Annotated in this window: 21 protein-coding genes; 19 read left to right on the forward strand and 2 right to left on the reverse strand. The window is 73.7% G+C overall.

Going from position 1 to position 21,386, the window contains the following annotated elements; translation table 11 throughout:
* Positions 1-131 precede the first annotated feature (131 nt).
* A complete protein-coding gene (locus tag VGB14_06360; GenBank protein HEX9992530.1) occupies positions 132-1,442 on the forward strand; it encodes a Mur ligase family protein in 1,311 nt (436 codons plus the stop codon).
* On the opposite strand, the gene VGB14_06365 is transcribed toward VGB14_06360, so the two are convergent.
* The gene (locus VGB14_06365) at positions 1,417-2,211 is read right to left on the reverse strand and encodes a methyltransferase domain-containing protein (protein HEX9992531.1); all 795 of its coding nucleotides are present in this window, start codon (positions 2,209-2,211) and stop codon (positions 1,417-1,419) included. The genes VGB14_06360 and VGB14_06365 overlap by 26 nt on opposite strands.
* A gap of 21 nt (positions 2,212-2,232) precedes the next feature.
* On the opposite strand from VGB14_06365, the gene ndk reads away from it, so the two are divergent.
* The 16 genes from ndk (at position 2,233) to VGB14_06445 (ending at position 18,327) form a co-directional block, all read left to right on the forward strand.
* Positions 2,233-2,643: a nucleoside-diphosphate kinase gene (gene ndk / locus VGB14_06370; GenBank protein HEX9992532.1), complete on the forward strand. Its 411-nt coding sequence runs from the start codon at positions 2,233-2,235 to the stop codon at positions 2,641-2,643.
* 168 nt (positions 2,644-2,811) lie between these two features.
* The gene (locus tag VGB14_06375; protein ID HEX9992533.1) at positions 2,812-3,849 is read left to right on the forward strand and encodes a rod shape-determining protein; all 1,038 of its coding nucleotides are present in this window, start codon (positions 2,812-2,814) and stop codon (positions 3,847-3,849) included.
* Positions 3,850-3,859: 10 nt separating this feature from the next.
* Positions 3,860-4,711, forward strand: a complete 852-nt coding sequence (gene mreC, locus VGB14_06380; GenBank protein ID HEX9992534.1) for a rod shape-determining protein MreC — start codon at positions 3,860-3,862, stop codon at positions 4,709-4,711.
* A complete protein-coding gene (gene mreD, locus VGB14_06385; GenBank protein ID HEX9992535.1) occupies positions 4,708-5,220 on the forward strand; it encodes a rod shape-determining protein MreD in 513 nt (170 codons plus the stop codon). Before mreC ends, mreD begins: the two co-directional genes overlap by 4 nt.
* A complete protein-coding gene (gene mrdA, locus VGB14_06390) occupies positions 5,217-7,244 on the forward strand; it encodes a penicillin-binding protein 2 (protein ID HEX9992536.1) in 2,028 nt (675 codons plus the stop codon). The genes mreD and mrdA overlap by 4 nt, the downstream gene beginning before the upstream one ends.
* Entirely contained in the window at positions 7,244-8,395 is a 1,152-nt protein-coding gene (rodA, locus tag VGB14_06395) for a rod shape-determining protein RodA (GenBank protein HEX9992537.1), read from the forward strand. Before mrdA ends, rodA begins: the two co-directional genes overlap by 1 nt.
* Before the next feature lie 116 nt (positions 8,396-8,511).
* Entirely contained in the window at positions 8,512-8,919 is a 408-nt protein-coding gene (locus tag VGB14_06400) for a YciI family protein (protein ID HEX9992538.1), read from the forward strand.
* Positions 8,916-10,073, forward strand: a complete 1,158-nt coding sequence (locus VGB14_06405) for a DUF6596 domain-containing protein (protein HEX9992539.1) — start codon at positions 8,916-8,918, stop codon at positions 10,071-10,073. The genes VGB14_06400 and VGB14_06405 overlap by 4 nt, the downstream gene beginning before the upstream one ends.
* 99 nt (positions 10,074-10,172) lie before the next feature.
* On the forward strand, positions 10,173-12,143 hold the full coding sequence (locus VGB14_06410) for a TIGR03960 family B12-binding radical SAM protein (protein ID HEX9992540.1): 1,971 nt from the start codon (positions 10,173-10,175) through the stop codon (positions 12,141-12,143).
* Positions 12,140-12,871: a TIGR03936 family radical SAM-associated protein gene (locus tag VGB14_06415; protein HEX9992541.1), complete on the forward strand. Its 732-nt coding sequence runs from the start codon at positions 12,140-12,142 to the stop codon at positions 12,869-12,871. The genes VGB14_06410 and VGB14_06415 overlap by 4 nt, the downstream gene beginning before the upstream one ends.
* Before the next feature lie 15 nt (positions 12,872-12,886).
* The gene (locus VGB14_06420; protein ID HEX9992542.1) at positions 12,887-14,824 is read left to right on the forward strand and encodes an Rne/Rng family ribonuclease; all 1,938 of its coding nucleotides are present in this window, start codon (positions 12,887-12,889) and stop codon (positions 14,822-14,824) included.
* Positions 14,825-14,879: 55 nt separating this feature from the next.
* Positions 14,880-15,188 carry a 50S ribosomal protein L21 gene (gene rplU / locus VGB14_06425; GenBank protein HEX9992543.1) on the forward strand — a complete coding sequence of 103 codons (309 nt, stop codon included), beginning with the start codon at positions 14,880-14,882 and terminating at the stop codon, positions 15,186-15,188.
* A 2-nt stretch (positions 15,189-15,190) separates the two neighbouring features.
* A complete protein-coding gene (rpmA, locus tag VGB14_06430; protein HEX9992544.1) occupies positions 15,191-15,445 on the forward strand; it encodes a 50S ribosomal protein L27 in 255 nt (84 codons plus the stop codon).
* Between the two features lie 87 nt (positions 15,446-15,532).
* Complete coding sequence (locus tag VGB14_06435) at positions 15,533-15,994, forward strand: MSMEG_6728 family protein (GenBank protein ID HEX9992545.1); 462 nt, start codon at positions 15,533-15,535, stop codon at positions 15,992-15,994.
* Between the two features lie 111 nt (positions 15,995-16,105).
* Complete coding sequence (locus tag VGB14_06440) at positions 16,106-16,585, forward strand: TadE/TadG family type IV pilus assembly protein (protein ID HEX9992546.1); 480 nt, start codon at positions 16,106-16,108, stop codon at positions 16,583-16,585.
* On the forward strand, positions 16,585-18,327 hold the full coding sequence (locus VGB14_06445) for a pilus assembly protein TadG-related protein (protein ID HEX9992547.1): 1,743 nt from the start codon (positions 16,585-16,587) through the stop codon (positions 18,325-18,327). Before VGB14_06440 ends, VGB14_06445 begins: the two co-directional genes overlap by 1 nt.
* Positions 18,328-18,334: 7 nt before the next feature.
* Here VGB14_06445 and VGB14_06450 read toward each other — a convergent pair whose 3' ends face one another.
* Positions 18,335-19,393, reverse strand: coding sequence for an HD domain-containing protein (locus tag VGB14_06450; GenBank protein ID HEX9992548.1), 1,059 nt, complete (start codon positions 19,391-19,393; stop codon positions 18,335-18,337).
* Between the two features lie 83 nt (positions 19,394-19,476).
* Here VGB14_06450 and VGB14_06455 point away from each other — a divergent pair, with 83 nt between their 5' ends.
* Complete coding sequence (locus VGB14_06455) at positions 19,477-19,932, forward strand: TadE/TadG family type IV pilus assembly protein (protein HEX9992549.1); 456 nt, start codon at positions 19,477-19,479, stop codon at positions 19,930-19,932.
* Positions 19,929-21,368, forward strand: a complete 1,440-nt coding sequence (locus VGB14_06460; protein HEX9992550.1) for a pilus assembly protein TadG-related protein — start codon at positions 19,929-19,931, stop codon at positions 21,366-21,368. The genes VGB14_06455 and VGB14_06460 overlap by 4 nt, the downstream gene beginning before the upstream one ends.
* Positions 21,369-21,386: the final 18 nt, after the last annotated feature.

Here is a 21,386-nt window from a genome sequence, read left to right on the forward strand (position 1 = left end):
GAGCGGGCCTCGCTGGCCGCCGGCGCCGCCAGCCGCCTCCTCGCCGTCGAGGTCCCGGCGGCCGAGCCCGAGGTGGTCGACGGCGTCCCCCGCCACATCACCCTGACGCTCGTCTGACGCCGGTCCCGCCCGTGGCCGAGCTCGACGCCGCGCTCGCCTACCTGGACCGTCACATCAACCTCGAGGCGGGGCGCCAGGGCGGCGTGCCCGCGCCCAACCTCGACCGCATGCGGGCCCTCGTCCACGCCCTCGGCGACCCCCAGCGCAACTACCCGGTCGTCCACCTCACGGGGACCAACGGGAAGGGCTCGACGGCGAGGATGATCACCGCGCTGCTGCGGGCGAGCGGCCTGGCCGTCGGCACCTACACGAGCCCGCACCTCGAGCGCATCAACGAGCGCATCGCCTGGAACGGCGAGCCCCTCGACGACCTCGCCTTCGCCGCCGCCGTCGCCACCGTCGCCGGGGTCGAGGACGTGGCCGGCGTGCAGCCGACGTTCTTCGAGATCCTGACGGCCGCGGCCTACGCGTTCTTCGCCGACGTGGCCGTCGACGTCGCCGTCTCGGAGGTCGGCCTGCTCGGGCGGTGGGACGCCACCAACGTGGCCGACGCCGCCGTCGCCGTCGTCACCAACGTCGGCCTCGACCACACCGAGTACGCGGGGCCGACGAAGGAGGCGATCGCCAGGGAGAAGGCCGGGATCGTCAAGCCCGGCTCGTGGCTGGTGCTGGGGGAGACCGACCCGGCGCTGGTGCCGATCTTCCGGGAGGCGGGGGCGGCCGGCGTGTGGGAGCGGGAGGTGGACTTCGCCTGCGAGGACAACCTCGTCGGCCTGGGCGGGCGGGTGGTCACCATCCGCACCCCGTCCTCCCTGCTGGAGGACGTGTTCCTCCCGGTCCACGGCGCCCACCAGGGCGACAACGCCGCGCTGGCCGTCGCCGCCGTCGAGGCCTTCTTCGACCGGCCCGTCCCGGCCGACGTGGTCGCCGAGGCGTTCGACGGGGTCACCGTGCCCGGCCGCTTCGAGGTCGTCGCCCGCCGCCCCCTCGTCGTGCTCGACGGCGCCCACAACCCCGACGGGGCGAGGGCGGCGGCCGGCACGCTGGCCGACGACTTCACCGTGCGCGGCGACCGCATCCTCGTGGTCGGCATGAACCGGGGGCGCGACCCCGAGGAGATGCTGACCGCGCTCGACGCCGACCGGGCCGGCCTCGTCGTCGCCTGCGCCCCGGACTGGGCGAGGGCCCGCCCGGCCGGCGAGGTGGCCGCCGTCGCCGAGGCCATGGGCGTCGACGCCGTGGTGGCCAAGGACGTCGCCGACGCCCTGCGCACGGCGCTCGACGCGGCCGGGGAGGACGACGTCGTCCTCGTCACCGGCTCGCTCTACGTCGTCGGCGAGGCCCGCACGGCCTGGTTCAGCGGGCTGGGGCCCGGGCGATGACCTCGCCGTGGAGGACCACGAACACGGCGCCGGGGTCGGCGGCCCAGGCCCGCCAGCCGGCGGCCACGTCGGCCAGCTCGTCCGCCGTCGCCAGCCCGTCGGCGACGGCCCGCTCGGCGAGCCCCGACCCCGTCGTGCGCTCGGCCCAGGTCTCGCCCCACCAGGCCCGGTCCTCGGGCGTGGCGAACGTCCACGACGAGGTCGTGTAGCGGACGTCCTCCAGGCCGGCGTCGAGCGCCCAGGCGAGCAGCCGGCGGCCGGCGTCGAGCCCGTCGGCCGGGAGGACGTGCCGGAACAGCGCCAGCCAGCGGTCGAGGCGGGGGTCGGCCGGCCACCAGGTCATCGCCGCCCAGTCGGCCTCCCTGGCCGCCACCAGCCCGCCGGGCACGGCCAGCCCGGCCATCGTGCGGAGGGCAGCCACCGGGTCGGCCAGGTGGTGGAGGACCTGGTGGGCGTGGACGACGTCGAAGCGCTCGCCGCCCGGGTCGAAGCCGGCCAGGTCGGCGGCCACGAAGTCGACGCCCGGCGCCTGCGAGCGGGCCTCGTCGAGCACGCGGGGCTCGGGGTCGATGCCGACCACCCGGCCGGGAGCGACGAGCCGGGCGAGGCCGGCGGTGACGGTCCCCGGCCCGCAGCCGACGTCGAGGAGCGACATCCCCGGGCGCAGGTGGGGGACCAGGTGGGCGGCCGAGTCGGCGGCCGTGCGCCGGCGGTGCGAGCGCAGGACGGCGTCGTCGTGACCGTGGGCGTAGACGGGGTCGTCGGGCACCGCCACTAGCCTGCCCCGCCCATGGACCGCACCCTGGTGATCTGCAAGCCCGACGCCGTCGAGCGGGGGCTCGTGGGCGAGATCGTCGGCCGGCTCGAGCGCAAGGGCCTGCGCCTCGCCGCCGCCGAGCTGCGCACGATCGACGAGGCGACCGCCGGCCGGCACTACGAGGAGCACCGGGAGAAGCCGTTCTTCGGCGAGCTGGTCGACTTCATCACGCGTGGCCCGGCCCTGCTCATGGTCGTCGAGGGCCCCGAGGACACGTGGAAGGTGGTGCGGACCCTGATGGGGTCGACCAACCCCCGCGACGCCGCCCCCGGCACCATCCGCGGCGACTTCGGCATCCTCCTCACCGAGAACCTCGTGCACGGCAGCGACGGCCCCGAGTCGGCCGAGCGCGAGATCGGGATCTTCTTCCCGGATCTTCACTGACGCCCCGTCCACCACGCGGGGCCGAGCGACTGTGACGGTCCCGTGACGGCCGGTACACTTCCGCCAGACCACGACGTCGCCTCTCGGCCGCGCCCGGGCTCCTTGTGGCTCCGGCGAGGCCGGCCCTACGCTTCCGCCCACCGCCCGTTCGAGCAGTAAGGCCCCCGTATGTCCGACAGTCTCCTCTCGTCCATCATGGGCCGCGACATGGCGGTCGACCTGGGTACGGCGAACACCCTGGTCTACGTCCGGGGGCGGGGGATCGTCCTCAACGAGCCGTCCGTCGTCGCCGTGAACGTGAAGGACGGCCGCCCGCTCGCCGTCGGCCTCGAGGCGAAGCGGATGATCGGCCGCACGCCGAACCACATCCAGGCCATCCGCCCGCTGAAGGACGGCGTGATCGCCGACTTCGAGATCTGCGAGAAGATGCTCCGCTACTTCATCCACAAGGTGCACCAGCGCCGGTGGGTGAAGCCCCGCATGGTCATCTGCGTCCCGTCGGGGATCACCGGCGTGGAGCAGCGGGCCGTGCAGGAGGCCGCCGAGTACGCGGGCGCCCGCAAGCCGGCCTACATCATCGAGGAGCCGATGGCCGCGGCGATCGGTGCCGGCCTGCCGGTGCAGGAGCCGACCGGCAACATGATCGTCGACATCGGCGGCGGGACCACCGAGGTGGCGGTCATCTCCCTCGGCGGCATCGTCGCCAGCCAGTCGGTGCGGGTCGGCGGCGACGAGCTGGACGAGGCCATCATCCAGTTCATCAAGAAGGAGTACAGCCTCGCCCTCGGCGAGCGCACGGCGGAGGAGGTGAAGATCGCGCTGGGCTCCGCGTGGCCGCTCCAGGAGGAGCTGCACGCCGAGATCCGCGGCCGGGACCTCGTGACCGGGCTGCCGAAGACGATCGTCACCTCGACCCAGGAGATCCGGGAGGCGATCGAGGAGCCGGTCTCGGCCATCGTCGACGCCGTGAAGGTCACCCTGGACAAGACGCCGCCGGAGCTGGCCGCCGACATCATGGAGCAGGGCATCGTGCTCGCCGGGGGCGGCGCGCTCCTGCACGGGCTCGACGCCCGCCTGTCCCACGAGACCGGCATGCCGATCCTCATCGCCCGCAACCCGCTCCACGCCGTGGCCATCGGGTCGGGCCAGTCGCTCGAGGAGTTCGAGGCCCTCAAGGGCGTGCTGTTCTCGTCCAGCAGCCACTAGTCGCCGGCCCGTGGCCCTTTCCACCCGGCGCACCGGGCGCTCCCGCTTCACCTTGCTGCTCCTGGTCCTGACCTCGGTGACCGTCCTCACCCTCGACTTCCGCGGCCAGGGCTCGGACGTCATCGAGGGGGCGCGGGAGCTGGCCAACACCGCGTTCGCCCCGATCGAGTCGGCCGCCCACCACGTGACCGAGCCGGTGGGCGACGCCTGGCACGGGATCACCGAGTACGACGACGTGAAGCGGGAGAACGACGAGCTGCGCCAGCTGCTGGCCGAGCGGGACGGGGAGACGATCTCCGACGACGCCGCCCGCGAGCAGCTCCAGGAGCTGCTGGCCCAGGAGAACCTGCCCTGGGTGGGCGACCTGCCGACCGTCAGCGCCCGGGTGGTGACCGGCTCGCCGTCGAACTTCGAGCACACCATCGAGATCGACCGCGGTTCCGACGACGGCGTGCAGGCCGACATGCCGGTCATCACCGGCGCCGGGCTCATCGGGCGGGTCGTGCAGGCCGCGCCCCACCGCTCGGTCGTGCTGCTCGTGACCGACCCGTCGTTCAAGGTCGGCGTCCGGGTGGCGCCGTCGCAGGAGACGGGCCTCGCCACCGGCACCGGCGACGGCAACCCGCTCGTCGTCGACTTCGGCATCCCGAAGGACACCCACATCCGGGAGGGCGACGCCGTCACCACGAGCGGCCTCGGCGGCGAGCTGCCGAGCCTGTTCCCCCAGGACCTGCCGGTCGGGCGGGTGTCGCGCATCTCGCTCGCCCCCGACGGGCTCGAGCAGCGGCTCGAGGTCGAGCCGGCGGCGGACATGGACCAGGTGACGTTCGTGAAGGTGCTCCTGTGGGAGGCGCCCGAGTGACGACCCTCGCCCGCGTCGGCCTCGTGCTGCTGACCGCGCTGATCGTCCAGATGGGCGTCGTCACCGAGGTGCGCCCGCTCGGGGTGATGGCGGACCTGATGCTGCTCGTCGCCATGTCCGCGGCGGTGGCCGGCGGGCCCGACCGGGGCGCAGTCGTGGCCTTCTTCGCCGGCATCGCCTACGACCTGCTCCTCACCACCCCGTTCGGCCTGACGGCGCTCGCCTACTGCCTCGTCGCCTACGGGGTCGGCAGCCTCCAGGCCGGCACGTCGGCCGTGCGCAGCACCCGCTGGCTGCCGGCCGTCACCGTCGGGCTGGCCTCGGCCGCGGGCGTCGCCCTCTACGCCCTGCTCGGCGCCGTCGTCGGCCAGGAATCCATGGTGTCGGCCCGCCTGCCGACCATCATGGGGGTCGTGGGCCTCGTGAACCTCGTGCTCGCCGTGCCCGCCGTCGGCGTGCTGCGATGGGCGATGGCCGACCCCGTCCGCACCAAGGTCTTCGCCAGGTGAGCTCGACGTTCCGGACCGGCGGGGACACGCCGCGCCTGCGCCTCGGCATCCTCGCCATCGTCGTGGTCAGCCTGTTCGCCAGCCTCTTCTCGCGGCTCTGGTTCCTCCAGGTGATGACGGCGCCGACCTACGAGGTGGCCGCCCAGGCCAACCTCCGCCGCACCGTCTACGAGCCGGCGCCCCGCGGGAAGATCGTCGACCGCAACGGCAAGGTGGTCGTCGACAACCGCATCTCGACCGTCGTCGTCGTCGACCGCCAGGAGTGGGCCGAGGTCGACGACCAGGACGCCGTGAAGGCCCGGCTGGCCGACGTGCTCGACGTGCCCGTGTCGACGATCGAGGAGCGGCTCGACGACCCCGAGTACGGACCGTTCGAGCCCGTGCCGATCGCCGTCGACGTCCCCGAGATGGTCGTCACCTACCTGCAGGAGCGGGACCGGGAGTTCCCGGCGGTGAGCGCCGAGCAGCGGACCCTGCGCATCTACCCCTACGGGATGCTGGCCGCCCACGTGCTCGGCACGGTCGGCCGCATCACCGAGGCCGAGCTCGAGGCCCACGAGGGCGACGGCTACCTGACCAACGACACGATCGGCAAGACCGGCGTCGAGGCCACCTACGAGGCCGACCTGCGGGGCACGCCGGGGCGGCGGGTGCTGTCGGTCGACTCCGACGGCAACGTGCTCGGCACCCTCGACTACGACCCGCCCGTGCCGGGGCACGACGTGCGGCTGAGCATCGACATCGACGTCCAGTACCAGGTCGAGCAGGCCCTCCAGGACGCGCTCGTCCACGCCCGCTCGCTCCGCTCGGCCGACACCGACCGCCTGTTCCCGGCGCCGGCCGGGTCGATGGTCGTCGAGGACCCCCGCAACGGCGACATCATCGCCATGGCCTCGCTGCCGACCTACGACCCGCTCCAGTTCGTCGACGGCGTCACCGACGAGGAGTGGGCCGCGCTCCAGGCCCCCGAGGCCCGCAACCCCCTCACCAACCGGGCCCTCCAGGGCCAGTACGCGGTCGGGTCGACGTTCAAGATGATCACCGCCTACGCCGCCCTGAAGACGGGCCGGATCGACCCCGGGTTCACGTTCTACGACGACGGCGAGTACGAGATCCGCTTCTGCCAGGCCGCCGACCCGTCCACCTGCCTCCGCCACAACGCCGGGGGCCGGTCCTACGGCACGGTCGACGTGGCCAGGGCCCTCACCGTGTCGAGCGACCTGTTCTTCTTCGACATCGGCGCCTACTTCTGGGAGGGCAGGGACCGCTACGGCGACCCGATGCAGGCCGCCGCCCGCGAGTTCGGCTTCGGCGAGGAGACCGGCGTGCCGCTGGCCGGCGAGGAGGAGGGCCTCGTCCCCGACCCCGTGTTCCGGGACAACCCCGCCATCTACAAGGAGGGGGAGTGGCGCACCGGCAACAGCATGAACCTCGCCATCGGCCAGGGTGACCTGCTCGCCACCCCGCTCCAGCTGACCAACGCCTACGCCTCGTTCGCCAACGGCGGCACGGTGTACGCGCCGAACGTGGCCGACGCCGTCCTCGAGCCGGGCAGCGACGAGGTGTCGAGGGAGATCGAGCCCCGCGAGGTGCGCCAGCTCGACATCCCGAGGGACCACTACGAGGCCATCCTGCGGGGCCTCGCCGGCGTCACGAGCGACCCCGACGGCACGGCCTACGCGGCCTTCACCGGGTTCCCGCAGGACGTGTTCTCGGTCGCCGGCAAGACCGGCACCGCCCAGGTGAAGAGCATCGACCCGATCACCGAGCTGCCCCAGGAGGACACCGCCCTGTTCGTCGGCTTCGGCCCTGTGACGGGCCCCCGCTACGTCGTCACCGCCGTGCTCGAGCAGGCCGGCTTCGGCGGCGACGTCGCCGCCCCCGCCGTCCGCCGGGTGTTCGACTTCCTGTCGAACGCGTTCGGGCCCGTCCCGCCGGCCCCGGAGGGCGGCGTGCTGGCCCCGCCGCCGGTGTTCGAGCCCCAGCCGCCCGGCCTCCACGGCGTCACCGGAGGGGTCGAGTAGTGGCGACGGCCTACGCACCCCGGACCGGTGCCGGGCTCGGCACCATGCGGCGCAACCCGGCGTCCGCCTGGCGGCACGTGGACGCCACCCTCGTGTTCTGCACGCTGGCCGTGTCGCTCCTCGGCGCGGTGATGGTCTACAGCGCCACGAGGGGCCCGGTGCCGCCCTACGACACCGAGCTCGCCACCAAGCAGCTGCTGTTCGTCGGCATCGGCGTCGTCGTGATGGCCGTCTGCGCGGTCGTCGACTACCGCAAGATCCGGGACTTCACGATCCCGATCTTCGCCGCCGTCATGGTCCTGCTCCTCGCCGTGCTGACCCCGCTCGGGTCGGCCAGGAAGGGCACCCAGGCCTGGTTCCAGATCGGCGCCTTCCAGCTCCAGCCGTCCGAGCTCGCCAAGCTGGCGCTGATCCTCGGCCTCGCCGCGCTCGCCGCGTCCTACAAGGGCGAGATCGACGTCCGCCGGCTGACCGCCCTGCTCGGCCTGTCCGCCATCCCGTTCGGGCTGATCATGCTCCAGCCCGACCTCGGCACGGCCATCGTCCTCGTCGCCATCGTGATGGGCGTGCTGCTCGTGGCCGGGGTGCGCGTCCGCCACATCCTGGCCCTGACCCTGATCGGGGTCAGCGGCGTGATCGCCGTCCTCAACTCCGGCAACCTCGAGGACTACCAGCGCGACCGCCTGACCGCCTTCCTCGACCAGGAGGCCGACCTCCAGGCGTCGACCTACAACCTGGCCCAGTCGAAGATCGCCATCGGCGCCGGCGGCCTGCTCGGGGCCGGCCTGTTCGACGGCGCCCAGACCAAGGGCGACTACGTCCCCGAGCAGCACACCGACTTCATCTTCACGGTGGTCGGGGAGGAGCTGGGCTTCGTCGGCTCGGCCCTCCTGCTGCTCCTGTTCGCCCTCCTCATGTGGCGGACGTGGCGAACGGCCCAGCTGGCCCGGGACTTCTACGGCACCCTGATCTGCGTCGGCGTCCTGGCCTTCCTGACCTTCCAGGTGTTCCAGAACGTCGGGATGACGATGGGGATCATGCCGATCACCGGCATCCCGCTGCCGTTCATGAGCTACGGCGGCTCGTCCACGATCACCGACTTCGCCGCCCTCGGCCTGGTCCTGAACGTGCACATGCGCCGCTTCGCCTGACCCGTCCAAGCCGGTCGGCGGGAGAGAATCCCGGCGAGGATGTCGAGAACCGGGGGCCTGCTCCGTCCCAGGGGCGCGACCGGCCGGCAGGGCCGGTGCCCGACGAGGAGGACACCATGGCGAAGTACCTGTTGCTCAAGCACTACCGGGGCGCCCCGGCGGCGGTCAACGACGTGCCGATGGACCGGTGGCGGCCCGACGAGGTCGATGCCCACGTCCGGTTCATGAACGACCTCGCCGCCCGGCTCGAGGGCACCGGCGAGTTCGTCGACAGCCAGGCGCTGTCGCCCGACGGCGTGTGGGTCCGCTCCGACGGCGAGGGCCGGCCGCCGGTCACCGACGGCCCGTTCGCCGAGACGAAGGACCTGATCGCCGGGTGGATGGTCATCGACGTCGACAGCTACGAGCGGGCGCTCGAGATCGCCGGGGAGCTGTCGTCGGCACCGGGGGCCGGCGGCGAGCCGATCCACGAGTGGCTCGAGCTGCGGCCGTTCCTGGCCCCGGGGCACACCGACACGCCGTGACCGTCGGGGACGTCGAGCTGCGCGAGCTCGTCCCGCGGGTGCTGGGGGTCCTCGTCGGTCGCGGTGCGGACTTCGCGACCGCCGAGGACGCCGTGCAGGAGGCGCTCGTCCGGGCCGTCGCCGCGTGGGGGGACGACCCGCCCGCCGACCCCACCGGGTGGCTCGTGACCGTCGCCTGGCGGGCCTTCCTCGACATGGTCCGCTCCGACACGGCCCGCCGCGACCGGGAGGTGCGGGTCGACACGGCCCCGCCGGCCGGCGCCGTCCCGAGCGCCGACGACACCCTGCGCCTCTACTTCCTGTGCGCCCACCCGGACCTCACGCCGTCGTCGGCGGTGGCGCTCACCCTCCGGGCCGTCGGCGGGCTCACCACCCGCCAGATCGCCCGGGCGTACCTCGTGCCCGAGCCGACGATGGCCCAGCGGATCAGCCGGGCCAAGCGCACCGTCGGCCGCGCCGGGCTCGACCGTCCGGGTGACGTGCGGACGGTGATGCGGGTGCTCTACCTCGTGTTCAACGAGGGCTATTCGGGCGACGTGGACCTCGCCGCCGAGGCCATCCGGCTGACCCGGCAGCTGGCCGCCCTGGTCGACGACCCCGAGGTGCAGGGGCTGCTCGCCCTGATGCTGCTGCACCACGCCCGCCGCCCGAGCCGGACCCGACCGGACGGCAGCATCGTCCCGCTGGCCGAGCAGGACCGCAGCCGGTGGGACACGGGGCTCATCGCCGAGGGCATCGCCGTCGTCCAGGCGGCGCTGGCCCGCGACCGGCTCGGCGAGTACCAGGCCCAGGCGGCGATCGCCGCCCTCCACGCCGACGCGCCCCGGGTCGAGGAGACCGACTGGCCCCAGATCGTCGGCTGGTACGACGAGCTCCTCCGGTTCGCCGACACGCCGGTCGTCCGGCTCAACCGGGCGGTCGCCGTCGGCGAGGCGGACGGCGCGCCGGCGGGGCTGGCCGCCCTGGCCGAGGTCGACGAGCACGTGCCCCGCCGAACCGCGGTCGCCGCGTACCTCCACGAGCGCAACGGCGACCTCGAGCTCGCCGCCCGCCTCTACGCCGACGCCGCCCGCCACGCGCCGAGCCTCGCCGAGCGCGACCACCAGACCCGCCAGGCGGCGCGGCTCAACCAGCGCCTGCACGCCGGCCGGTGAGCGGCGGGCCGTCCGGGAGGCGGCCCGCTCGTCGTCGGCGCCGGCCGGGGCCGCCTCCCCCCGGGCGGTTCCTGCACGGCCTGTACAATTCGCGGGATCATGTCCTCGCTCTGGCCGCACATCGAGCCGCTGCTCGCCAAGGTGCAGAAGCCGGCCCGCTACATCGGCTGCGAGGACGGCGCCGTCACCCCGGTGCACGACGGGCACAAGGTGGCCTGGCTGCTCGTCTACCCGGACACCTACGAGATCGGGCTGCCCAACCAGGGCCTCCAGATCCTCTACGAGATCCTGAACGAGCGGGACGACGCCGTCGCCGAGCGGTCCTACGCCCCCTGGGTGGACCTCGAGGCCCTGCTCAGGGAGCGGCGCCTGCCCCTGTTCTCCGTCGACACCCACCGGGCCGCCGGCGACTTCGACCTGCTGGCCTTCAACCTGTCGGCCGAGCTCACCTACACGAACGTCCTCAACTGCATCGACCTGGCCGGCGTGCCGGTGCGGGCCGCCGACCGCGGGCCCGAGCACCCGCTCGTCGTCGCCGGCGGGCACTGCACCTACAACCCCGAGCCCCTCGCCGACTTCCTCGACCTCGTCGTGCTGGGCGACGGCGAGGAGGTGGTGGCCGAGATCACCGAGGTCGTGCGGGAGTGGAAGGCGGGCGGGCGCACCGCCGGCTCCCGGGAGCGGGTGCTGCGCCACCTGGCCTCGGTGCCCGGCGTGTACGTGCCGTCCATGTACGACGTCGAGTACGACGGCGAGCGCCTCGTGGCCGTCACCCCCCGCTACCCGGACGTGCCCGAGCGGGTCGAGAAGCGCACGGTCGCCGACCTGGCCGACTGGCCCTACCCCCGCCGCCAGCTGGTCCCGCTGACCGAGGTCGTCCACGACCGGCTGAACGTCGAGGTGTTCAGGGGCTGCACCCGGGGCTGCCGGTTCTGCCAGGCCGGGATGATCACCCGCCCGGTGCGGGAGCGGCCGGCCGAGCAGGTGCGGACCATGGTCCGCGAGGGCCTCCAGCGCACGGGCTACGACGAGGTGGCCCTCACGTCGCTGTCGACGGCGGACTTCAGCGGCATCGAGCGGGTGGTGGCCGACACCGTGAACGACGAGGCGGCCTGCGGCGGCCCGGTGTCGGTGTCGCTCCCGAGCCTGCGGGTCGACGCCTTCACGGTCGGCATCGCCGCCGAGATCCAGAAGGCCCGCCGCACCGGCCTCACGTTCGCGCCCGAGGCCGGCACGTGGCGGATGCGCCAGGTCATCAACAAGCTGATCACCGAGGAGGACCTGTACGGCGCGGTCGCCTCCGCCTACTCCCAGGGCTGGCGGCGGGTGAAGCTGTACTTCCTCACCGGCCTGCCGACCGAGACCGACGACGACACGCTCGGCATCGCCGAGCTGGCCCGCAACGTCGTCCGCATCGGCCGCGAGCACCAGCGGGGCGCGAGCGCGACCGTCTCGCTCGGCGGGTTCGTGCCCAAGCCGTTCACGCCGTTCCAGTGGTTCGGCCAGGACACGGTCGAGGAGCTGGCCCGCAAGGTCAACCTGCTGCGCGACGACCTCCGCCGGGACAAGGCCGTGCAGCTCAAGTGGCACGACCCGAAGGCGACCCTCGCCGAGGGCATCGCCAGCCGGGGCGACCGCCGCCTCGGGCCGGTCATCGAGTCGGTGTGGCGCCGGGGCGGCACGTTCCAGGAGTGGAGCGAGCGGTTCCGGGTCGACCTGTGGCTGTCGGCCATGGCCGAGCACGGCCTGTCGGTCGACTGGTACGTCCACCGCCACCGCACCGAGGACGAGGTGCTCCCCTGGGACCACCTGTCGGCCGGGCTCCACAAGGACTTCCTCTGGCAGGACTGGCAGGACGCGCTGGCCGAGCACGGCCTGCCCGACTGCCGGTGGACCCCCTGCTACGACTGCGGCGCCTGCACCGGCTACGGCATCGAGCACGTCGTGGCGTCGGCCACGCCGCCCGCCGGCGGCAGCCAGGGCACCGGCCAGGACCTCGGCCGGGGCGGGCTGGCCCCCGTCACCCTGCTGCCCCGCCGACCCGACCGGGTGGAGGCCGGGGCCCGGTGAGGGTCCGCCTCCGGTTCACCAAGCTGGGCAAGGTCCGGTACATCAGCCACCGCGACGTCGCCCGGGTGTGGGAGCGGGCCCTCCGGCGGGCCCGCCTCCCGATCGCCCTCACCGAGGGCTTCTCGCCCCGCCCGAAGGTCCACTTCGGGCTGGCCCTGTCCACCGGCCACGAGTCGCTCGGGGAGTACCTCGACGTCGACCTGGCCGAAGGGGCCGGCGGGGCGGACGTCGACCTCGACGCACTGCCGCCGCTCCTGTCCGCCGCCCTCCCGGTCGGCATGGACGTGCAGGCGGCCGCCGAGGTCGACCGCCGGGCCGCCTCCCTCCAACAGGCGGTCACCAGCTGCACGTGGCGGGTCGAGGTGGTCGGCGTGGGCCCCGAGGAGGCGGAGGCGCTGGCGCGCGCCGCCCTCGACGCCCCGTCGCTGCCGCTGACCCGTTCGCGGAAGGGCCAGGAGGGCACCGACGACCTCCGGCCCCACCTGCGGTCGCTGGCCGTGATCGGCCCGACCGACCGCGGGGTCGAGCTCGAGGCCGAGCTCGGCACCCAACCGCGCGCCCTGCGCCCCTCCGAGCTCGTCGCCGTCGCCTTCCCCGGGCCCGGCCACGAGGAGGGACGGGTCCGCAGGACGCACCAGTGGATCGAGCACGACGGCGCTCGCCGGGAGCCCCTCCCGCTCCCGCAGGACGCGACGTCCGCTCCGCACGCGCGAGGCGTGTGCGTATGAGAAGGGACCTGCCCGATGTCCGACCCTGCGGAGCAGCCGGCACCCGCACTGCCTGCGCCTGCACCGACCACCACCGCCGGGGGCGCTGAGGGCGCACCCGACCAGGCCGGCGCCGGCCCCGACGGCGACGGCACCCCGCGCAAGAAGCGCCGCCGCGGCAAGCGGGGCGGCCGCAACCGGCGCCGCAGCGGCGCGCCCGGTGCCGGCGTCGACACCGACGTCGAGGCCGACGACACCGAGGACGACGACGTCGACGTCGAGGCGGCCGACGCGCCCGGCGCCGCCGTGCCCCCGCCGCCCCGCCCGGGCGACGAGCGCCTCCCCGACGACCTGCCCGACCGCCACCAGGAGGGCCGCCCCCGCGACCCGGAGGCGGCCGAGCGGGCGCTGGTCCGCCGCCGGCCCCGCATCGGCGACACGCTGCCGCCCCCGCCGCCCGCGGCCCGGCCGTCGTCGGGCAACGGCGACGGCAACGGCAACGGCGCCGGCGGTGGCCGGAGCGCCGGCAGGGCCGAGCAGGCGGCCCCGGCCGCGTCGCCCGGGCCGGCCGACGACGGGCCGTCCCGCCGCCGGCGCCGGCGCGGCGGTCGAGGCCGGGGCGCGGGCCGGACGGCCGACGAGGTGGCCGCCGCCGAGGAGGCCGAGGCCGCCGAGCGGGTCCGGGCCAGGGAGCGCAAGGGCAAGCCGGTCGGCCGCTACCTGATGTGCGTGCACGTCCGGCCCGACGTCACCCAGATCGCCGTCCTCGAGGGCCGGGCCCTGATCGAGCACTACGTGTCCCGGCCGGCCGACGACGCCGCCCAGATCCACGGCAACATCTACCTCGGCAAGGTCCAGAACGTGCTGCCCGGCATGGAGGCCGCGTTCGTCGACATCGGCACGCCGAAGAACGCCGTGCTCTACCGGGGCGACGTCCACTACGACCCCGAGGACGTCGAGGAGAAGGGCAACGCCAAGATCGAGCACCTGCTGCGGCCCCGCCAGACGATCCTGTGCCAGGTCACGAAGAACCCGATCGGGTCGAAGGGCGCCCGCCTCACCCAGGAGGTCTCGCTGCCCGGCCGGTTCGTCGTGCTCATCCCGGGCAGCTCGACCTACGGCATCTCGAAGCGCCTGCCCGACGACGAGCGCAAGCGCCTGCGGGCCATCCTCGACCGGGTCCGCCCGGCCGGCCACGGGATCATCGTGCGGACCGCCGCGGAGGGGGTCGCCGCCGACGAGATCGAAGGGGACGTCGCCCGCCTGCTCGCCCAGTGGCGGGACATCGAGGCCAAGGCCAAGCGGTCCTCCGCCCCCTCGCTGCTCTACCGGGAGCCGGACATGGCCGTCCGGGCCATCCGGGAGGAGTTCAACAGCGAGTACCGCGGGGTGGTCATCGACGACGCCGGGCTCCACGAGGCGGTCCGGGGCTACGTCGCCGGCATCAGCCCGGCCCTCGCCGACCGCGTCCAGTTCTACGACCCGACCGTCGAGCCGCTGCCCCTGTTCGAGCGGTTCCACGTCCACGAGCAGCTGCACAAGGCCCTCGACCGCAAGGTGTGGCTGCCGTCGGGCGGCTCGCTGATCATCGAGCACACCGAGGCGCTGACGGTCATCGACGTCAACACCGGCAAGAACGTGGGCACGTCGAGCCTCGAGGAGACCGTCTACCGGAACAACCTGGAGGCGGCCGTCGAGATCGCCCGCCAGCTGCGCCTCCGCGACATCGGCGGGATCATCGTCATCGACTTCATCGACATGGAGGTGCGGGAGAACCGGGAGGAGGTCATCCGGGTGTTCCGGGAGGCGCTGGCCAGGGACAAGACCCGCACCCAGGTGTTCGACATCTCCGAGCTCGGCCTCGTGGAGATGACGAGGAAGCGGATCGGCGAGGGCCTCCTCGAGTCGGTGTCGGCCGTGTGCCCGCACTGCAACGGCCGGGGGATCGTCCTCGACGGCGACCTGCTGGGCTGACGGCGCCGGACCGGGCTGCCGGACCGACGCCGCCGTTTGGTAGCGTGGACGCCCTATGTACGCAGTGATCCGCACCGGCGGGAAGCAGTACCGCGTCGCCGAGGGCGAGCGGCTCGACGTCGAGCGCCTCCAGCCCGGCGACGACGGGGAGGTCCGCTTCGAGCCGCTGCTCGTCGTCGACGGCGACACCGTGCTCGCCGGCCCCGACGCCGGCGGCGCCACCGTCTCGGCCCGGGTGGTGGGCGAGGCGAAGGGGCCCAAGGTCGTCGGGTTCACGTACAAGAACAAGACGCGCCAGCGCCGGCGGTGGGGCCACCGGCAGCGCTACTCGACCATCGAGATCACCGGCAACACGAGGGGTTAGCGATGTCCAAGACCAAGGGCGGCGGGTCCACCCGCAACGGGCGCGACTCCGCCAGCAAGCGCCTCGGCGTGAAGGTGTTCGACGGCGGCCGGGTGCGGGCCGGCGCCATCATCGTCCGCCAGCGGGGCACGAAGTTCCACCCCGGCGAGAACGTGGGGCGGGGCGGCGACGACACGCTGTTCGCCACGGCCGACGGCGTCGTGAAGTTCGCCAGCCGCCGCAACCGCAAGCTGGTCGACGTCCACCCGAGCGACTGACCCGCCGGCCCGCCGGCCGGCCCGACCCGCGACGACCCCTCCCCGGTGAGGGGTCGTCCCGCGCCCGGGTGGGTAGCGCCAGCGGCCGTGCAGACCTTCGTCCCGTGCGAGGACTTCGCCGAGACGGCGGCCGCCCTCGATCGCCGGCGGCTCGGCAAGCAGCGGGTCGAGGTGCTCCAGATCCTGCGGGCGCTGACCGTGCCCGGGTACGGCTGGCGGCACCACCCGGCCGTGCTCATGTGGCGGGGCCACGAGGAGGCGCTCGTCGCCTACGGGCTCGCCATGTGCGAGGAGTGGGTGCGGCGGGGCGGGGCCGACACGGTGTCGGCCAAGCTGCGGGCCGAGGTCGGCGTCGACCGGGTGCGCACGCAGCCCGAGCTGGCCGCGGCGGGGGCCATGCCGGCCTGGTGGGGCGACGACCGGGTCCACCGCTCCCACCGGTCCGCGCTCGTCCGCAAGGACCCCGACTGGTACGGGCCCCGCTGGCCCGACGAGCCCGACGACCTGCCCTACCACTGGCCCGTCCGGTCGGGGGCTCGGCCGGCGTAGTCCTAAAGACCCTGACCCTCGGCGCCGATCGTGGAAGCGACGATGGCAGCCCGGGGGTGAGGCGACATGGCGAAGGTCGGCGTCGCTGACCGGCAACGAGGCGCAGTGGTGGTGGAGTTCGCCCTCATCCTGCCCGTGTTCATGATCCTGATGCTCGGCGTGTTCACCGGGGGCATCGCCTACAACCGCAAGCTGGCCATCACCAACGGCGGCCGGGAGGCGGCCCGCTTCGGCGCCACCGTGCCGGTGGCCGGCATGGGCATGAACGCCTGGCTCGACAGCGTCGCCGGCGTGGCCGTGGCCAGCGCCGAGGGCGAGCTCGACAGCGGGACGCCCGGCCGCACGATCTGCGTCGCCTACGTCTACCCGTCCGGCCTCACGCCGACGGACAGGACGGCGAGCCGCCGGCTGTCCTCGACCGGCACCGTCACGTACGGCACGACCCCCTGCTACTCCGACGGGCAGCCGAACAGCGTCCGCCGGGTCCAGGTCGTCCTCGAGCGCACCACCGAGATCCAGGCCCTCGTGTTCACCCGCAACGTCACCCTGCGGTCCCGCTCCGTCGTCCGCTTCGAGGCGTCCGAGCTGTGATGCGACGGCGCCGGGCGGCCGGCGACCGGGGCGCGATCACCGTGCTCTTCGCGGCCGCCATGGTCGGCCTGCTGGTGCTGGCCGGCCTCGTCATCGACATCGCCGCCCTGCGCCACGACCGGGCCGCCGACCGGGCCGCCGCCGACGCCGCCGCCCTCGCCGGCGTGGCCGTCCTCAACCAGGACCCGGTGGCCGGTGTGCCGATGGGCCCCCAGGCCTGCCAGGAGGTGTGGACCTACTTCCTCCAGAACCGGCCGGACGCCACGCCGGTCCGCACGACGCCGCCGTGCAACAGCTTCACCGGGGCCTGCCTCGGGGTGCCGAGGGACGTCGTCGGCCGGGCCGGGGCCTACACGGTCACCATCCGCTACCCCGTGCCCGACGGCGACCCGATGATGGACTCCGAGCGGGTGGGCGGCGACGTGGCGCAGGCCCTCGACGAGATCGACGGCCAGCCGTGCGGCCGCATCGGGGTGCGGGTCGTGCGGGAGCGGGCGCTGGCCTTCGGGGAGGCCTTCGGCCTCGACTCGACGACCACCGATGTGCACAGCGTGGCGGTGGCGACGACCAGCTACGACGCCCGCTTCCCGATCGCCCTGCTGATCCTCGACCGGACCGGGTGCGGGGCGCTGATCGCCAACGGTGGCGGCTCGGTCCTCGTGCGGTCCTCGGGGACCCATCCCGGCTACATCGCGGTCGACACCGACGCCAGCCAGTGCACGGGCGGGAACTACGGCACCGACGCCCAGGGAGCGGGCAGCACGATCGTCGCCGAGGGGGTGGCGTCCGGGTCGCCCGGCATCATCGCCCTGTACGCGCTCCGCCAGACGAACTGCAACATCACCGACCACGCCTGCGACCCTTCCGACGTGGCCGCGAGGACGGTGGCCCCGGCCCCGCTCGGCACGTCCCGGCGCACCGGCCGCACCCAGGTCGACTGGCGGTTCAACTGCAAGGTCGACTACGGCGCGCTCGTGCTGCGGCCCTGCCCGCTGGCCGGCCAGCGCCAGGCCTACATCGACACGTTGACCGCCGCGATCGGCACCAGCGGGAAGCCCCCGGGCTACCAGGACTACAAGGCCACCTACGGCTGCAGCATCGGTCCCGGGACGACCGTCGAGGTGCCCGTCGGGAACTGGTGGGTCAACTGCTCCCTCGACGTCAAGGGCATCTTGACGTTCAAGGGCGGCAACGTCGTGTTCGACGGCGCCATCAAGGTCGGCTCGAGCGGGACGTTCAAGATGAACGTCGCCAACACCGGGACGCTCCCGGCCGCCTGCCAGACGACCGTGTGCATCACGTCGTCGTCGGCCAACCACGCCTTCGCCTACGTGCGCAGCGGCGGGGTGGAGCGGGTGGCCGGCGGCAACCTCGTGTTCGACAACACCTTCGTCTACCTGGCCAACGGGTCGACCAGCCTCACCGGCGGCAACGGCTCGCTGACCTGGACGGCGCCGGGGACCAGCCGGTCCCAGCCGTCGGGGCCGTTCGAGGACCTCGCCCTGTGGTCGGCCTCCACGTTGGCCCACGGCATGTCCGGCGGCTCGGCGCTGACCATCGACGGCGTGTTCTTCACCCCCAACGCCGAGTTCACCTACTCCGGGAGCGGCAACCAGGTGCAGGCCAAGGCCCAGTTCATCACCTGGCGCCTCAAGGTGACGGGGAGCGGCCAGCTCACCATGTCGCCCGACCCCGACCGGGCCATCGAGTTCCCGCTGAGCGTGCAGCGGCTCATCCGCTGACGGCCGCTCACACGCCGAAGGGCAGGTCCTCCGCCGGCCAGCCGAGCCGCTCGGCGGCCGTGCGCAGCGCGAACCGGTCGGTCATCCCGCTCACGTAGCGCACGGCGGCGGCGACCGCCTCGGGCGAGCCGGGGGCGAGGTCGGGCTCGGCCATGGCGGCCGGGTCGGCGAGGAACGACTCGGTGAGCCGGCGGATCATGGCGATCACCCGCTCGGCCTGGCGGGCGGCGGCCGGGCGGAGGTAGATGCGCTCGTAGTCGAAGGCCCGGAAGGCGGCGAGGGCGCCGGCCTCGGGCTGGCGCAGCCCGACGGCGCCGGTGGCCTCGATGGTCGCGAGCACGGCGGTCACGAGCCGGTGCAGCTGGGTGCGGCGGTCGCGCCCGAGGACGTCGGCGACCTCGGCCGGCAGGTCCCGCTCGGCGACGATGCCGGCGGCGCACGCGTCCTCGAAGTCGTGGCAGACGTAGGCGATGCGGTCCGCCCAGGCCACGACCTCGCCCTCGGGGGTGGACGGCGCCGGCCGGTTCCAGGAGTGGTTGCGGACGGCGTCGAGGGTCTCCGCACAGAGGTTCAGCGGGGCGAGCACCACGTCGGCCCCGTAGACGGCGTGGTGGTAGCCGCCGGGGACGAACGGGCTGAGCGCGTCCTCCGAGGCGTGGCCGGCGGGGCCGTGCCCGCAGTCGTGCGCCGTGGCGGCGGCCGCCGTGAGGGCGACGTTCAGCCCGGCCGGCCGGGCGATGCTGACGGCCACCTGGGCCACCTCGATGGCGTGGGTGAGCCGGGTGCGGAGGTGGTCGTCGGACGGGGCGAGGAACACCTGGCACTTCCCGGCCAGGCGCCGGAACGGCTTGGAGTGCTGGATGCGGTCCAGGTCGCGCTCGAAGCACGTGCGGTAGGGGTCGGCCTCCTCGGGCACCGCCCGCCGGCCGGCGCCGACCGCCCTCGTCGCCCCGGGCGCCAGCGCCTCGGCCTCGGCCGCCTCCCGCTCCTCGCGCCCCGCCAGCCGCGCCCCGCCGGGGCGCACGGTGGCCGGCCCGTGGGCCCACGCCACCGCCTCGACGAGCATCCCGGTCACGGCGCGAACCCTACCGGTGGGCGGTGACACGAACGCGGTTCACCCGATGGCCGCTCGTGCCGATGGTGAGGGGCGTGAGGGATCGGGAGCAGCGGGAGCGGGGTGATCGCGGCGCGGTCGTCGTCGAGGCGGCCTTCGTCATCCCCGTCCTCGTCGCCCTCCTGCTCGGCGTGATGGAGCTGGGCTGGGCGTTCGGCCAGCACCTCGACGTGCGCCACGCGGCCAGGGAGGGGAGCCGGCTGGCGGCCGTCAACTACCGGACGAGCACGTCCTCGTCGGGCGCCACCCAGGGCAACCAGATCGTCGACGAGACGTGCGGCCGCATGGACCTCGCCACCGGCGCGCGGGTGACCATCGCGCGGTCCTCGGCGGCGGTCGGGGCGACGGTCACGGTCACGGTGCGGGCCCCACTCGACCAGCTCACCGACTTCTACTCCTTCGCCCTCGGCGGCGTCGACCTCGTCAGCACCGTGCGGTCGCGGCTGGAGCAGAAGGCGACCTGGGACCCGGTCACGAGGACCTGCCCGTGAGGCGCCGCCTGCGACGACGCCACCGGGGCGACGACGGGTTCGCCGTGCTCGTCGTGGCCGTCGCCATGGTGGCGATGGTCGTGTTCGTGGCCTTCGCCGTCGACGTCGGGATGCTCTACAACGAGCGCCGTCAGGACCAGGCCGCGGCCGACGCCGCCGCCCTCGGGGGTGCGATCAGCTTGGCGGCCGGTGTCACCGCCGCCACCGAGGCCGCCGCCGCCGTGGCCAGGAGCGACCTCGACACGACCTACACCGACACCCAGTGGAAGGCCCTGTGGGCGGCGTGCCAGGACCCCGGCCACCTCCGGTTCACCGGCAAGGTCCTCGGCCAGAGCACCCAGTGCCTCTCGGTGTCGACCAGGGGCGAGCTCCGCGTCCGCCTTCCCGACCAAGTCGTCGAGACCGCCTTCGCCAGGGTCGTCGGCATCGAGACGGTCACGACGAACGCGCTCGCGGTGGCCGGCGCCCGGGCCGGCGGTGGCGGGCTCCTGCCCTTCGCCATCCTCGTCACCGCCGTCGACGGCAACCAGCTGTGCCTCAGGACGGCCACGAACGGGCAGGCCGTGCCACCCTGCACCGGGTCGTCGTCCGGCAACTTCGGCGCACTCGAGGTCCCCCAGTACGGCAACGACCAGATGGGGACCCAGAACATCCCTTGCAACATCAACAAGTCCGACCAGCTCGCGGTCAACATCGCCGTCGGAATCGACCACCTCGTGCTGCCGTGGCAGGGGACCGACGTCCTCGACTCGTGCACCAAGCCGTTCGGCCCGACGATGCTGAACACCTTCCAGGGCATCTCGAACGGCCTGTTCGAGGGGTTGATCGAGGGCGTCACCGTCGCCGGGACCACGTTCCCAGGCCGGATGACGACGGGCTCGAACCCGAAGCGGACGCTCCGCGAAGGCTCGACGAACTGGAACGTGGACGACCGGCCGCTGTGGGAGTACATCCCGACGGGCAAGGGCGCCGGCGTCCCTGCGTCCTGCCGGCGGGAGACGTTCGCGGCCCTCGCGGCGGCAAGCCGTACGGCGAACCTCACGACCTGCCTGTCGGACTGGCGGACGACGGGGCCGAGGGGCGTGCTGTTCGACCTCGACGCCGACCGCGACGACGTGCCCGACATCCTCGGCTCGGCCCGGTTCGGGTTCGCCCCCCAGTTCGTCGAGAACAGCTTCCCGAACGGCAACGGCTACCTGCGGGTCAAGAACCACCGCGGGGTGTTCCTCCAGGGGATGTGGTTCGGCTGCAACGGCAACGGCTGCGCCGTCGCCTACCACCCCGGCGAGGGCACGGGCGTGGTCACGATCCCCCACGGCAAGGCGATCGACCAGGTGAGCGGCTTCCTGCTGGCCAACGGGATGCTGCCCGAGTCGATCATCGAGAACGGGGCCGGTGGGTCGCTCGGCCCATATTCGATCTCGCTCACCCGCTGACCCCTCCCGATGACTCAA

The organism is Acidimicrobiales bacterium (genome assembly GCA_036399815.1).
Taxonomy (GTDB): Bacteria; Actinomycetota; Acidimicrobiia; order Acidimicrobiales; family DASWMK01; genus DASWMK01.

Excerpts from the sequence above, each read along its gene's own strand:
- ndk (HEX9992532.1), top strand. The coding sequence starts at position 2,233 with ATGGACCGCACCCTGGTGATCTGCAAGCCCGACGCCGTCGAGCGGGGG.
- VGB14_06375 (HEX9992533.1), top strand. The coding sequence starts at position 2,812 with ATGTCCGACAGTCTCCTCTCGTCCATCATGGGCCGCGACATGGCGGTC.
- VGB14_06400 (HEX9992538.1), top strand. The coding sequence starts at position 8,512 with ATGGCGAAGTACCTGTTGCTCAAGCACTACCGGGGCGCCCCGGCGGCG.
- VGB14_06410 (HEX9992540.1), top strand. The coding sequence starts at position 10,173 with ATGTCCTCGCTCTGGCCGCACATCGAGCCGCTGCTCGCCAAGGTGCAG.
- VGB14_06420 (HEX9992542.1), top strand. The coding sequence starts at position 12,887 with ATGTCCGACCCTGCGGAGCAGCCGGCACCCGCACTGCCTGCGCCTGCA.
- rplU (HEX9992543.1), top strand. The coding sequence starts at position 14,880 with ATGTACGCAGTGATCCGCACCGGCGGGAAGCAGTACCGCGTCGCCGAG.
- rpmA (HEX9992544.1), top strand. The coding sequence starts at position 15,191 with ATGTCCAAGACCAAGGGCGGCGGGTCCACCCGCAACGGGCGCGACTCC.
- VGB14_06445 (HEX9992547.1), top strand. The coding sequence starts at position 16,585 with ATGCGACGGCGCCGGGCGGCCGGCGACCGGGGCGCGATCACCGTGCTC.
- VGB14_06450 (HEX9992548.1), bottom strand. The coding sequence starts at position 19,393 with ATGCTCGTCGAGGCGGTGGCGTGGGCCCACGGGCCGGCCACCGTGCGC.